This is a genomic window from Paenibacillus ihbetae, assembly GCF_002741055.1.
Lineage (GTDB): Bacteria > Bacillota > Bacilli > Paenibacillales > Paenibacillaceae > Paenibacillus_AQ > Paenibacillus_AQ ihbetae.
In genome coordinates this window covers 1194061-1207468 of sequence record NZ_CP016809.1, presented here as the reverse complement: position 1 = coordinate 1207468, position 13408 = coordinate 1194061, and the positions used below count along the sequence as shown (strand labels likewise).

The window sequence follows — 13408 nt, the reverse complement described above, 5'->3', positions numbered from 1 at the left end:
AAAGGAGCCAGAACAACATGGAACAATTCAGACTCCCCAAAATCCCGATGCCGCCACTCGAGCTGCCGGCATCGATCCAGGCCGTGCTAGAGGAAGCCGAGGAGAAGCTGGCGCACCGTCCGAAGCTGCTGCGCCTTTTCAAGAACTGCTTCCCGAACACGCTGGAGACGACCACGAAGCTGATGGACGACGGTACGACCTTCGTCATCACCGGCGATATCCCTGCGATGTGGCTGCGCGATTCGGTGGAGCAGGTCGTCCACTATATCCCGTTTGCGAAGGAAGATCAGCAGCTGCAGCGTATATTGAGCGGGCTGATCAAACGCCATTTTCAATATATTCATATCGATCCTTACGCGAATGCCTTTAATGAGTCGGCCAACGATTGGCACTGGAACACGACAGACGTAACCGACATGTCGCCATGGGTGTGGGAGCGGAAGTTCGAGATCGACTCGCTTTGCTTCTCCGTCCGTCTGGCCTATCTATACTGGAAGGAAACGGGACTTACGGACGTGTTCGACGCGAACTTTAAATCCGCAATGCTGAAAATCGTGGAGCTGTTCAAAACCGAGCAGCGCCATTTCGAAAAGTCTCCGTACCGGTTTACCCGCAACAACGGGATCCCAACGGATTCCCTTCGCAACGATGGTCTCGGCATGCCGGTCAATTATACGGGCATGATCTGGTCCGGCTTCCGCTCCAGCGATGACGCATGCGATTTCCACTACAATATTCCGGGCAATATGTTCGCGGTCGTTGCCCTGCGCCAAATGCAGGAGTTCGCCGAGTGGGTGTTCCGGGATATGGCGCTGCTGGACGAGCTGAAGCGTCTTGAAGCCGACGTAGACCATGGCATTCAGCTGTACGGGATTTACCGTCATCCTGAATTTGGGCCGATCTACGCGTACGAAACCGACGGATTCGGCAATTACTGCCTCATGGACGATGCGGGAACGCCGGGCCTGATGTCGATTCCGTATCTTGGATACGTTACGGCGGATGATCCGATCTATCAGAACACCCGCCGGTTCGCGCTTAGCAAAGAAAACCCGTTCTATTACGAGGGCACCGCGGCCAAAGGCATCGGCAGTCCGCACACGCCGCCGGGCTACATCTGGCATATGGCATTATCGATGCAGGGGCTGACGGCACAGACCGCTGAAGAGAAGCTGGAGATGATCGCGCTTCTTGAAGCGACGGATGCCGATACGGGCTTCATGCACGAAGGCTTCCATGCCGATAATCCGTCGGAGTTCACTCGATCATGGTTCGCCTGGTCCAACAGCCTCTTCTCGCAGCTGGTCTATCAGGCGATGAAGGCGGGGATTCTATGAGCGGGCGTCTGATTGTATTGTATGATCCGGCATTTCCGGCGGCTTCTGCCGCCGGGCTGCCGGCTTCTGCCGCAGTTCTGGAATCGTTCGGCCTCGTGTGCCGTGCCGATGAGCTTGCGGAGGCGTTGTCTGCAGCGGGACCGGGGGCAAGCCTGGTCAACCTGCACGCTCCGTATTTTCCGAAATCCGCATGGCGCTCCATCCTGGATTTCCTCCGGAACGGAGGCGGTCTCGTAAGCATCGGGGGCGCGCCTTTCAAGCGGCCGGTGCGTTTCGAGGACGGCCGCTGGATCGTCGAACATGAGCAGACGGCCTATCATCAGCAGCTGCACATCCATGAGGCGCTGCCGGTTGATTGCGGGCGCGTGGTCCGCTTGGAAGCTAGCGACGAGATTCCATTGATGGAGAACAGCCGGGAGCTGCTGCAGGTAGCAGATACGTGGAACCTGGTTCCGCACGTAACCAAGAGCAGCGACCTTCCGCATCAAATGGGTTCGGCAGGCCCGATGGACACCCGCATTTATGCGCTGCTTAAGGGAATGACGTCCGAGGACCGCGATGTTGCCGCTCCTGCGGTGCTGTGGGAGCATGTGGGCGGCCCGTATGCCGGCGGCCGCTGGCTTCTGGTGAACCAGCCCCTCTCCCCTCGCTTCTGGGAAGAGGGCGGGGGAGAGGAGGTACGACGCTGGGCTGCATTCACGGCTGCCGGGGTGACCGAGCTGTGGATCAAACCGAACTACGCTTCGTATGAAGCCGGCGAGCGCCCCGTCCTTACGCTGCAGACGCAGAGACTGGGACGCGCCCTGCCTATCGCCGAGCCGCAGGAGTGGACGCTCCGCATAACGGTCATGCATGAGCAAGAGGAAGGTTTGCGCTGGACCCGGGACCTTCAAGCGGGCGTAAACGGCCAGTTCCAGGTGGAGCGGATTTCCGTTCCGCTTGATATCAAACCGGGTGCATACCGTGTCGTATGTGAAGCCCAAGGTCCGGACGGTGAAGTGCGGAGGCTGAAACAGGGCTTCTGGGGAGCGGATGCGGAGCTGCTTCAAGCAGGAACGCCGGTCAGCTGCAACCGGGATTATTTTATCAAGGACGGACGTCCGCTGCCTGTGGTGGGCATGACCTATATGACCTCCGATGTGGCGCGGAAATTCCTGTTCCTTCCGAATACCGACGTCTGGGACCGGGATATGGCGCAGATGAGAAAGGCCGGCATCAACTGGATCCGTACCGGCATCTGGACGGCCTACCGGAACGTGATGCAGGTCGACGGACATGCATCCGAAGAGGTGCTTCGCTCGATCGATGCATTTCTGATGACGGCGAAAAAGCATGATTTGCAGGTAACCTTTACCTTCTTCTCCTTTACGCCGGAGACGTGGGAAGGCACGAATCCATATTTGGACCCGCGCAGCGTTGAAGCGCAGAAACGGTTTATCCGCTCGATTGTGTCAAGACACAAGGATACGAAAAACGTGGACTGGGACTTGATCAACGAGCCGTCCATGTTCGATCCGCCGCGCATCTTCTCGGATGGGCCGCGCTCCGCACGGGATTCGTATGAGCGGCTGGCCTTTGCCGAATGGCTGAAGACGCGCCACGGCTCGATCGAGCGGCTTCAGGAGCGCTGGAATATGACGCCGGAGCAGCTGCCTTCATTCGAGGCGGCAGCTGTGCCGGAGCCCGAGGAGATCAACTTCGATGTGCAGGATATGCACCAGGGCAAGAAGGGCACCCGCTGGCTCGATTATGTGCTGTTCTCCATGGAGATGCACAACCGCTGGGCCAAGGAGCTGTATTTGACGATCAAGGATGTGTGCCCGAACCATATGGTGACCGTGGGGCAGGACGAGGCCCTCGGCGCACAGCGGCCATCCCCGTTCTTCTATGCGGAAGCGGTGGATTACACGACCGTCCATTCCTGGTGGCTGAACGATTATTTGATTTGGGACGGCATTTTTGCCAAAACGCCGGATAAACCCAATCTGATTCAGGAAACGGGCATTATGTATGTGGAGACCCCTGACGGCCGGGCGAAGCGGAGCGAAGCCGAGCTGCGGAACCTGCTTGAGCGTAAATACGCATACGCATTCTCCACGGGAGGTGCGGGGGCGATCCACTGGATCTGGAATACGAACTTCTATATGGATAATGCGAATGAATCCCATATCGGGGCGCTGCGCGCTGACGGCACGGAGAAGCCGGAGGCGGACGTCTCCTATGACTTCGGAGCGTTCATGGCCGGAATCCGGGATCTGTTTACCGGACGGAAGCTGGAGGAGACCGCCGTGGTATTCCCGTACTCGAATGATTTTTCGAACCGCAAGCTGGCCTTCGAGGCAACGACCAAGGCGACGCGGGCACTGGCTTATGAGCTGAACGCGCCGTTCCGCGCCGTCGGCGAATATGATCTTAGCTCCCTGCGGGATCAGCCGGTGAAGCTGATCATTCTGCCAAGCGCCCATAATGTGGACGACCGGGCTTTCGACGAGCTGATCGACATCGTTAACAGTACGGGAGCGACGCTTCTGGTAACGGGACCGATCGGGCTGGACGCATATTGGCATCCCGTGAACCGTCTAGCCGACGAGCTCGGCGTACGTGAGCTGGCCAACGTCCGCCGCGAGGAAAGCGTCCGCATCGGTGACCGGCTGATGGCCGTATCCTACGGCCACCGGAAGATTGCGGAGCTGGCGAAGGAAGTGCCGGCCGCAGGCATTGCGGGCAGCGCTTCAGGTTCGGCTGCCGGATATCCGGTGCAGGAAGTGAAGCTCGGACAGGGACGACTCCTTTGGTGTCCGCTGCCGGTTGAACTGAATGACCGAACCGATACGCTCGTTGAGCTGTACCGCTATGCGCTGGAGCTGTCCGGTCCGGATACGGGACTGGTATGGAAGCAGGGCGGCGAGTGGTCCGGCGTTTATGGCCGAAAGCTATCCTTTGATAAAGGTGCGCTCTTCGTATTCGGATCGGAGCAGTCGTGGGACGTTCCGGTTGAAGTGATGGATCCGGCGACCGGACGGGGCTATTCCTTTACGCTTGAGGCGGATCGATCGGTATTGTTCGCGGTCGATGCAGCCGGCGCGCTGCTGGCAGTATATCGGGAACGTGAAGTTGAAATTACCGTATCCTAGCGGTAACAAGGGGGACACGCGAGAGATGGAACAATCGAGAAAAGCACATATCATTTCACATACGCATTGGGATCGAGAGTGGTATCTACCGTATGAAAAGCATCATGTCCGGCTGATCCAGCTGATGGACAGCCTGCTGGAGACGATGGAGAAGGATTCCGAGTACCGCAGCTTCTTCCTTGACGGACAGACCATCATCATCGAGGACTATCTGCAGGTTAGACCCGAGAAGAAGGAGCAGCTGCTGAAGCTGATCGCGGACGGCCGCATCATCATCGGCCCTTGGTATATTTTGCAGGATGCGTTCCTGACAAGCAGCGAAGCCAACGTGCGGAACATGCAGATCGGGCACCAGGATGCGGCACGCTACGGCTCCGTGGCGAAAATCGGATACTTCCCGGATACGTTCGGGCTGACGGGACAAATCCCGCAGCTGATGCGTCAATCCGGGATCGACAATGCCTTTTTCGGACGCGGCGTGAAGCCGACTGGCTTCAATAACACCGTCTCCGACGGCGGCTATGAGTCCTCATTTTCGGAATTAATGTGGGAGAGCCCGGACGGCTCCAAGGTGCTGGGCATTCTGTTCGCGAACTGGTACAGCAACGGAAACGAGGTTCCCGTCGATGAAGAGGAAGCCCGCAAATTCTGGGACCGTAAGCTGGCAGATGCCGAGAAATATGCATCGACGCCGGAGCTGCTCTACATGAACGGGTGCGACCATCAGCCGATCCAGCGCGATCTCGCGGAAGCGATCCGCACGGCAAGAAAGCTGTATCCGGACACGGAGTTCATCCATTCGAACTTCAACGATTATTTGAAGGCATTGCGGGGCAAGCTGCCTGAGGATCTGTCCTCCGTGAAGGGCGAGCTGCGCAGTCAGCGGACGGACGGCTGGGGCACCCTGGTCAACACCGCCTCGGCGCGCGTCTACCTGAAGCAAATGAACCAGCAGGGACAAACTTTGCTTGAGAAGGTGGCGGAGCCGCTTGCTTCCCATGCAAGCATGCTCGGCCAGGAGTACCCGCATCATCTGTTCACGTATGCATGGAAGACGCTGATGCAGAATCATCCGCATGACAGCATCTGCGGCTGCAGCGTGGACGAGGTTCACCGCGAAATGGTGACGCGATTTGAGAAGAGCCGTCACGTAGCGGAATCGATCGTGGCGGACAGCGTACGCGTGATTGCGGATTCGGTGGATACATCGGCTTTCACGCAGTATGGCGAGGATGCGCTGCCGCTGGTCGTATGGAATACGACCGGCTGGAGCCGCAGCGGCACGGTTACGCTCGAGCTTGATGCGAAGCGCCTCTATTTCCGCGAGGGCTTCACGCTTGCAGAAACGAGCCGCCGGATGAAAGAGCTGGATCTGTCGGGCCGCGTGCTCGTTAATGACAAGGGCGAGGCATTGCCTTGCACGGTAGAGGATCTCGGTGTGCAGTTCGGCTACGATCTGCCGGACGACCGGTTCCGTCAGCCGTACATGGCGCGCAGAGTCAGATTGACCTTCGAGGCAAGTGAAGTACCGGCCGTGGGCTTTGCTACGTACGCTTGGGTCAAGAGCGACGCAGCCGCTCCGGAGGGAGCTTCGCTGATCAGCGGAGCAAACGTATTGGAGAACGCATGGCTGAAGGTTGAAATTGCTGCAGACGGATCCTTTACCTTGACCGATAAAAAGGGCGGGCAGGTGTACCGCGACCTCGGCGTTTACGAGGATACCGGGGACATCGGCAACGAATACATGTACAAGCAGCCGAACGGCGAAGCTGCACTTACGACGAAAGGCCTTCCCGCGCAAATCCGGGTGGTGGAGGATACTCCGTACCGGGCCGCGATCGAGATTGTGCACGACTGGGAAGTTCCGGCATCGGCCGACAGCAGATTGGAAGCGGAGCAGATCGAGCTCGTATACTACCCGCAGCGCAAGGCACAGCGGGTTGCCGAGACGGTTCCGATGAAGATTCGTACCGTCGTTGCTTTGAACAAGAGCGGCCGCGGGGTCGAGATCGAGGCGACCCTCGATAACCGGGCGAAGGATCATCGCGTTCGCGCCCTGTTCCCGACCGATCTAGAGACGAAGACCCATTTCGTTGACTCGATGTTCGAGGTTGCCGAGCGCAGCAATGTGCCGGCTGAGGAATGGACCAATCCGAGCAATACGGCACATCAGCAGGCATTTGTCGATGTAAGCACTTCGGAGGCCGGGCTTACCGTGGCGAACCAGGGCTTGAATGAATACGAGGTGCTGCGCGACGGTCGCAACACGATTGCGGTGACGCTGCTTCGTTCCGTAGGCGAGCTCGGCGACTGGGGCTACTTCCCTACGCCGGAAGCCCAGTGCATCGGCGAGTTCACCGTTCGCATGGAGGTCATCCCGCATCAGGGCGATGGCATCGGCTCCGGCGCCTACGCCGAAGCATACCAGTTCCAGGTGCCTTGGACGGCCGCACAGACCGGCATTCATGAAGGATCGATTCCGGCGACATACGCGCCGCTGGGCTGTAGCCGCAGCGACCGCGAGCTGGCCTTCTCATCGATGAAGATCAGCGAACGGACGGGCGATCTGATGCTGCGCTGGTTCAATATGGCCGGTACGCAAGCTGAGCTTGGGCTGCAATGTGAGCTGGCTTGCGAAGGCGTCTATAAGAGTACGATTCTGGAGGATGAGGGCGATGTTCAAGCCTTCAGCGAAGACGGAAGCTATTCCATGACGGTCAAGCCTTATGAAATCGTCACTTTGGGCATTAAGACCGCCCGCTAAGCAAGAGTTCATTGCAGAGCAAGAAGCGATGCATTCATTGTAAGGGCAAGGCCTGTTTGCGAATGCAGGAGATCGGCCTTGCCGCACATGAATAAAGGAGCTGTCCCTTACCAGTCTCGTCAACCTGGATTAAGGGGCAACTCCTTATTTGTTCATCGGGACGGATTTCTCCAAGCACTTATGGTTCAGCTTGTTCCTTCATAGAAAATGAGTCTACTGCTGTTCGCTGCCGTCCTGCTTTTTCTCGTAGGCGATCAGCGTAATCTCCTTGCCGGTGAGCTCCGCAATTTTCGTTTCCGCATCTTCAATCGCCTTCAAGGTGCCTTCGTTTCCGTTTAACGCAGCGATTTTATATTCATTCGTGTGTATATCCATCTACTCGCTCCTCCTCTGTAATTCCTTTGCGGGTCATTAACGTTATATAAGTTTTCCTGTACAATGAACAATCATACAATCAAATGCACAACTGCAAGGAGGGGATATCATTCATGATTCAATTCGAGCGAATTCATCATGTCAGCTTGGCGGTCAGGGATTTGGACAAGGCAAGGGCATTCTACTCGGATATCCTGAAGTTCCGGGAAATTCCGCGACCGCCGTTTCAGTCTAAGGGAATATGGTATGAGGTTGGCGATCAGCAGCTGCATTTGCTGGAGCATCCGATCAGCGACACGCTGCGGGAACGGGGGATCGATACGACGGACGGTCATTTTTCGATCTGGGTGAAGAGCTACAGCGAAACGAAGGCATGGCTTGACCGGATGGGCGTTGAATATGTGGCTAGCCCCGACAGCGTAGCAGGTTTTGCTCAAATCTTCGTATTGGACCCGGACCGGAATATCATCGAATTTGGCGCCGAATACGGATCCTAGGACCAGTCTGGAATGCGAAGCGGGCAGGATAGCAGCAGCCTTAGCCTACTTAAAAAGCCGTACGCGACCCAGGTCACGTCCGGCTTTGGGGTAAAAACGGTATTATTTTTGAATGAGGACGGGCGTGCTCATCTTAACCCGGTCATAAAGCCAGATGACGTCTTTATTATGCATGCGGATGCAGCCTGCGGAGACGTACTTGCCTATGGAGCCGGGGTTATTCGTTCCATGGATGGCGTATGCATAGCTGGCTTTTCCGTTTATTTTTACATTAATGCCGAGCCAGCGGGCCCCAAGCGGATTCCGCGGATCGCCGCCCTTGATGCGTTCCTTGTAATAGGGGCGGTTCTTCACCTTCTCGTGAATCTTGAACAGGCCTTCCGGCGTATAGGAAGGCTTTTTTCCTGTGGCTACAGAAAACGACTTAATCAGCTTGCCTTTTTCGTAATACATTAGCTTGTTGCTGGATTTGTCAATGACGATGAACTGCGCATACCGGGTGTATTTGCTGTCCAGCTTCTGTCCCGAAGCGGCGTGGGCCCCAGAAGGGAGAAGAAAGATCAGCAGAAGCGCAAACACGAGTACGCGGTAGATCCCCCTTATGATGTTACATCACCTCTTTTCGCTCTCCCCCATATATATGCAGCATTTCGCGAATGTTGACGGATTTGTCGGGTGGCATTCATAGAACAAGCCGTTTTCAAAGAATGGCCCTGTTTTCTGATTGAAAACGACATGCATGTCGTTTATAATGAATGCTAATAACGACATTAATGTCTATTTTGGAAAAATGGAGATGAAATGCCCATGTGCCCGAGGGTTAGCGACGAGTACAAAGAAACGAAGAAGCGGGAGATCGCGGCTGCCGCAAGACGCGTCTTTATCCGGAAAGGCTTCGCCCATGCCGTCATGCAGGACATTATGGATGAGGCCGGCATATCGCGCGGTGCGTTGTATGCTTATTTTGACAATCTGGAGCATGTCTTCATGGAAGTGCTGCGTTATGACGATGAAGAGCTGTTTCAGTGGACTGGGCCGGAACTGCAGTCCCCGGTGTGGGAGACGCTCATGAAGTGGCTGCGCGAGATCGAGCAGGATCTGATGAAGCTACAGCATTCGCTGGTACGGGCGAGAGCGGAGTTCTTTCTCTCCTCCGCCTATGTGAGGAACAAACAGCATTATCCGTATATCCAGCAGCGTTACAAGAATGCCGTCGATGCCATCAGCCGGGTGATTCGGGCCGGGGAGGAGCGGGAGGAGTTTCAGCCTTTGCAGGACGCCCGGACCATTGCGGGGTATACCCTCTCGTTTCTTAACGGACTGATGCTGGATACGTATCAGCTTGGACCCGATGCTACCCGGGCGGAGCGGCAGCTGGATGCGTTCCGGAACACGCTCAAGCTAATGCTGAATCCCTCGCGTACGGACGGTCATCCCCATTATCTATAGGAGAGTGAAGAGATGTTATTCCAATCCGAACGTTTGGTTTGCCGGAAAATGACCATGGAGGATGCAGAGCAGTATCATGCATGGAGAAACGATTTGGAGGTCATGCAATCGACTAGCCCTTTCCTGGACACGTATACGATGGAGGAGACCAGAGATTTTATGCAGCATGTCATCCTGGGCTCAGCCTCGTCGAAAAGCTATCTGCTCCTGCTGAAGGAGTCGGGCAAGCCGATCGGCATCATGTCCCTTATCCATATCGACCTCAAGAACCGCAACGCGGAATGCATACTCGACATCGGGGACAAAGACTGCTGGGGGCAGGGGTACGGCGCGGAAGCGATGCGGCTCCTGCTGGATTATGCCTTCCTTGAAATGAATCTGCACCGGCTGGGGTTGCGCGTATTCTCGTTTAACCAACGGGCAATTCGGTTATACGAGAAAGTTGGCTTCACGCGTGAAGGCAGCGCAAGACAGAGCCTGTTCCGGGGCGGGAGCTTGCATGACGTCATCTATATGGGGATTTTGCAAAATGAATATGTCAAGAAAGGTTGATTTTGACCATCTTCCATAATAAGGTAAAGGCAGGCGTTAAAAATTATGGAGGAACAGGAGAACGAATATTCATGTCTACGGAAGAAGTGCTGTCGATTCAGGATCTGAGGATGAAATATGATGGCCGGTATGTGCTTAACGGAATTGATCTTCATGTACGCCGTGGCGAGATGATCGGGTATATCGGTCCGAACGGGGCCGGGAAGAGCACTACCGTCAAGATTATGCTCGGCCTGGTAGAGGGATACACGGGGACCGTCCGGATCTTCGGGCAGGATATTGCCGATGGCAGCGTCGAGTACAAGCGGAGAATCGGATATGTGCCCGAGGTCGCGGAGCTGTACGATCAGCTGACGCCGGCGGAGTATTTGACGTTTACAGGGGAGCTGTACGGGCTTTCTTACGAAGATGCTTATGAGAAGGCCGGACGATTAATGGAGTGCTTCGATCTGGGAAAAGCCTATCACTCGCGGATTGCTACCTTTTCCAAAGGGATGCGGCAGAAGGTGCTGCTCATTTCCAGCCTCCTTCATGACCCGGACCTGTTGTTTCTGGATGAGCCGCTGAGCGGCCTGGATGCGAACAGCGTTATGGTGGTGAAGGAAATTTTGGCCAAACTGTCGGCCGCAGGCACAACGATATTTTACTCCTCCCACATTATGGACGTCGTGGAGAAGATCAGCAGCCGGATCGTGCTGCTTGCCGATAGCCGCATTGTTGCGGACGGAACGTTTAAGGAGCTGCAGCAGCAGTCGCAGGAAGGTTCCTTGGAAGAGGTGTTCAACCAGCTGACCGGATTCCATAACCATGGCGCGATTGCGGACCGATTCGTTTCGATCATTCGGGAGGGCTCCTGATATGCTGCCGCCGGAACCGTCCTTTCGGACGCTGCTGCTGCTGGATAAATTCAAAGGGATCCTGGCCCGAATGGGTGCCGATTACGAGATGCTGCGCCGCATTTTGCAGGTGAAGCTGCTGATGGATTCGCGCCGGGTGCCCATTATCTTATCGAATACGAACCGGAAGGACGACGATGCGGATAAGAACCTGTTCATTCGGTCATTGTGGCTGTACGGCTTGATGGGGATCGTACTCGCGCCGTTCGTATATATTAGCGATCCGAACTATATGATGGCAATGAGTGTCGTGGCTGCCATCCTCATGTTTTTCATTATGACTTCCATGATTTCGGACTTCTCGTCGGTGCTGCTGGATGTGCGCGACCGGAGCATACTCATGACGAAGCCGATAGACGGGCGTACGGTCGGCCTTGCAAGATCCATCCATGCGGGCATATATATGCTGCTGCTCACAGCCTCGCTGTCGGCTGCCTCGCTCGTGACCGGCTTATTGATCAACGGCGTGATGTTCTTCCTGATTTATCTTATCGAGCTTATTCTGATGAATCTCCTCATCTTGGCGGTTACGACGCTTGTTTATCTGCTGCTGCTCAAGTACTGGGACGGGGAGAAGCTCAAGGATTTGATCAATTATGTGCAAATTGGTCTATCTGCGGTCATAGCGATCGGGTATCAGTTCGTGATCCGTTCGTTCGAGCTGGTCGATTTCAATATTTCATTTACGCCGGCTTGGTGGCAGTTGCTGCTTCCACCGGTTTGGTTCGCGGCCCCGTTTGCGTGGCTGCTTGGCGGGGAAGCGGACCCTTGGATTATCGCTCTCTCGCTTATGGCCGTAGCCGGCCCGATCGTGCTGCTGCTCATCTATCTCCGCTATATCCCGTCATTTGAATTATTTCTGGAGAAGCTGTCGCACAGTGACGCGGGATCGGGTAAGGAACGGGGACGCGCGGACCGGGCACTTGCCAGGTGGTTCTGCAGGACGCGTGAAGAACAGGCATGCTTCCGATTGTCGGCCAGCATGATGAAGAGCGAACGGGAATTTAAGCTTAAGGTTTATCCCTCGCTCGGCTTATCGATGATTTTGCCCTATTTGTTTTTCTTTACGGCGCTCAGGGGCTCGTCACTAGCGGAAATCCGGTCGAGCTCGTCTTTTTACGTCCTATACGCCATGCTGGTCATGATCATAACGACCGTGATGATGCTGAAATACTCCGGTAAACCAAAAGCGTTCTGGCTATTTCGAGCGGCACCGCTCCCGTCGCTGGGACCTCTCTACAGGGGAACGCTCAAGGCGTATGCCGTGAAAATGTTTTTGCCGCTGTTTGCGGTCAATGCTGTGATCTTCCTGAGCCTGTTCGGCATGCGGATCGTTTGGGATCTGGTCATCATCCTCCTCACCGGGCTTGCGCTCATTCCTGTAGCTGCCAAAGCCATGCTGCGGACGCCGCCGTTTGCGAGAGCCTTTAGCGTTACCCAGCAAAAAGACGGCTGGATCGTGTTGTTGTCATTTCCGGTGCTGGGCGGACTTGGAGGTCTGCATTATGCCAGCAGCACGATTCCGTTCGGGGCTCCGGCCTATATCCTTCTGCTGCTGATCGCGAACGGATGGCTGTGGACGAAGATGTTCACCAAGGCCGGCCGAACAACCATTCTTGAATGAAGATCAGGATGGGATGGAAGGTATATTTGATGAGCTTAGGCAGGAAGAGGGGAGCATCCGGGGTGAATCCGAAGTCGCCTTCGCTCCGGACGCTGGGCAACAGCTCCTCTGTCGGTGCTTCCAGGTTATAGGCGTCACGCAGCCTCTGTTCCGTTTCGTTGTCAATCGGGCGGGAATCCATGGCATAGCTTGTTCCGATGCCGGATAGGAGGAAGGCCAAGAGAAAAAGGATGGCGGCGGATTTTCGGTAACGCATATGTGAACACGCCTTTCAAAATGAAATCGGGTGTCCTAGAAGCAGAGTCGTATTGCTTCAGGGCACTTTTATATTATATCGTACCTGAATTTGAACCTGTTGGGTAAGTGAGATACGCAGGACGCGTCTCTTCAAACGGTCATTCGTAACTGGGCTGCTTTCTGCCGGCTTGCGACTGAGTGGACCACGAATGGTTGGTGTGAAATATTTGATGGAAATAGATTGAACGGGAACAAATGTTCTTGTATAATAGGGCTTGGATATCCTGCTAAATCTCTTGCGACCGGTTTGCATTGTTATATTCATTGGTATATTTGCATTTAGATTTGCCAACATCCATTTACTCCATGGTTTCAGCCTCGCGAGCATCATTTCCTCCATCTTCTGAGGGATCGCTTTCTACACATTGTGCTTTTGACGCCGCATTTGTATTAAATTACCTGTTAAACCTGCACCATCGCCTTATATAATCATACTTAGAATTTCACAGGAATGAAGTGAGGTCGTCAGAGTCTGTTCAATGG

At 55.3% G+C, this 13408-nt stretch carries 11 protein-coding genes; 8 read left to right on the top strand and 3 right to left on the bottom strand.

Features of this window, described 5'->3' with window-relative positions; all coding sequences use genetic code 11:
• Positions 1 to 17: 17 nt before the first annotated feature.
• The 3 genes from BBD41_RS05600 to BBD41_RS05590 are packed head-to-tail and all read left to right on the top strand — an operon-like array spanning position 18 to position 7235.
• Entirely contained in the window at positions 18 to 1337 is a 1320-nt protein-coding gene (locus tag BBD41_RS05600; protein WP_099476952.1) for a glycoside hydrolase family 125 protein, read from the top strand.
• Positions 1334 to 4471, top strand: a complete 3138-nt coding sequence (locus tag BBD41_RS05595; RefSeq protein WP_099476950.1) for an alpha-amylase family protein — start codon at positions 1334 to 1336, stop codon at positions 4469 to 4471. Before BBD41_RS05600 ends, BBD41_RS05595 begins: the two co-directional genes overlap by 4 nt.
• A gap of 25 nt (positions 4472 to 4496) precedes the next feature.
• The gene (locus tag BBD41_RS05590) at positions 4497 to 7235 is read left to right on the top strand and encodes an alpha-mannosidase (protein ID WP_099476949.1); all 2739 of its coding nucleotides are present in this window, start codon (positions 4497 to 4499) and stop codon (positions 7233 to 7235) included.
• Positions 7236 to 7448: 213 nt separating this feature from the next.
• On the opposite strand, the gene BBD41_RS29955 is transcribed toward BBD41_RS05590, so the two are convergent.
• Complete coding sequence (locus tag BBD41_RS29955) at positions 7449 to 7610, bottom strand: hypothetical protein (RefSeq protein WP_007129525.1); 162 nt, start codon at positions 7608 to 7610, stop codon at positions 7449 to 7451.
• 113 nt (positions 7611 to 7723) lie between these two features.
• On the opposite strand from BBD41_RS29955, the gene BBD41_RS05585 reads away from it, so the two are divergent.
• The gene (locus tag BBD41_RS05585) at positions 7724 to 8107 is read left to right on the top strand and encodes a VOC family protein (RefSeq protein ID WP_077565120.1); all 384 of its coding nucleotides are present in this window, start codon (positions 7724 to 7726) and stop codon (positions 8105 to 8107) included.
• A 102-nt stretch (positions 8108 to 8209) separates the two neighbouring features.
• Here BBD41_RS05585 and BBD41_RS05580 read toward each other — a convergent pair whose 3' ends face one another.
• On the bottom strand, positions 8210 to 8686 hold the full coding sequence (locus BBD41_RS05580) for a L,D-transpeptidase (RefSeq protein ID WP_099476947.1): 477 nt from the start codon (positions 8684 to 8686) through the stop codon (positions 8210 to 8212).
• Positions 8687 to 8914: 228 nt separating this feature from the next.
• Between BBD41_RS05580 and BBD41_RS05575 the strand changes: the two genes are divergently transcribed.
• The 4 genes from BBD41_RS05575 to BBD41_RS05560 all read left to right on the top strand — a co-directional run bounded on the left by BBD41_RS05575 (position 8915) and on the right by BBD41_RS05560 (position 12628).
• Positions 8915 to 9556: a TetR/AcrR family transcriptional regulator gene (locus BBD41_RS05575; RefSeq protein ID WP_077565122.1), complete on the top strand. Its 642-nt coding sequence runs from the start codon at positions 8915 to 8917 to the stop codon at positions 9554 to 9556.
• A 12-nt stretch (positions 9557 to 9568) separates the two neighbouring features.
• Positions 9569 to 10108 (top strand): GNAT family N-acetyltransferase, encoded by a 540-nt coding sequence (locus tag BBD41_RS05570; RefSeq protein WP_099476945.1) that lies wholly within the window; start codon positions 9569 to 9571, stop codon positions 10106 to 10108.
• A 71-nt stretch (positions 10109 to 10179) separates the two neighbouring features.
• Positions 10180 to 10965 (top strand): ABC transporter ATP-binding protein, encoded by a 786-nt coding sequence (locus tag BBD41_RS05565; protein WP_099476944.1) that lies wholly within the window; start codon positions 10180 to 10182, stop codon positions 10963 to 10965.
• A 1-nt stretch (position 10966) separates the two neighbouring features.
• On the top strand, positions 10967 to 12628 hold the full coding sequence (locus tag BBD41_RS05560; RefSeq protein ID WP_099476942.1) for a hypothetical protein: 1662 nt from the start codon (positions 10967 to 10969) through the stop codon (positions 12626 to 12628).
• On the opposite strand, the gene BBD41_RS05555 is transcribed toward BBD41_RS05560, so the two are convergent.
• Positions 12594 to 12884: a hypothetical protein gene (locus BBD41_RS05555; RefSeq protein ID WP_099476940.1), complete on the bottom strand. Its 291-nt coding sequence runs from the start codon at positions 12882 to 12884 to the stop codon at positions 12594 to 12596. The genes BBD41_RS05560 and BBD41_RS05555 overlap by 35 nt on opposite strands.
• Between the last annotated feature and the right edge of the window lie 524 nt (positions 12885 to 13408).

Coding starts and splice junctions, on each gene's coding strand:
- BBD41_RS05600 (WP_099476952.1), top strand. CDS start 18: ATGGAACAATTCAGACTCCCCAAAATCCCGATGCCGCCACTCGAGCTG.
- BBD41_RS05595 (WP_099476950.1), top strand. CDS start 1,334: ATGAGCGGGCGTCTGATTGTATTGTATGATCCGGCATTTCCGGCGGCT.
- BBD41_RS05590 (WP_099476949.1), top strand. CDS start 4,497: ATGGAACAATCGAGAAAAGCACATATCATTTCACATACGCATTGGGAT.
- BBD41_RS29955 (WP_007129525.1), bottom strand. CDS start 7,610: ATGGATATACACACGAATGAATATAAAATCGCTGCGTTAAACGGAAAC.
- BBD41_RS05585 (WP_077565120.1), top strand. CDS start 7,724: ATGATTCAATTCGAGCGAATTCATCATGTCAGCTTGGCGGTCAGGGAT.
- BBD41_RS05575 (WP_077565122.1), top strand. CDS start 8,915: ATGTGCCCGAGGGTTAGCGACGAGTACAAAGAAACGAAGAAGCGGGAG.
- BBD41_RS05570 (WP_099476945.1), top strand. CDS start 9,569: ATGTTATTCCAATCCGAACGTTTGGTTTGCCGGAAAATGACCATGGAG.
- BBD41_RS05565 (WP_099476944.1), top strand. CDS start 10,180: ATGTCTACGGAAGAAGTGCTGTCGATTCAGGATCTGAGGATGAAATAT.
- BBD41_RS05560 (WP_099476942.1), top strand. CDS start 10,967: ATGCTGCCGCCGGAACCGTCCTTTCGGACGCTGCTGCTGCTGGATAAA.
- BBD41_RS05555 (WP_099476940.1), bottom strand. CDS start 12,884: ATGCGTTACCGAAAATCCGCCGCCATCCTTTTTCTCTTGGCCTTCCTC.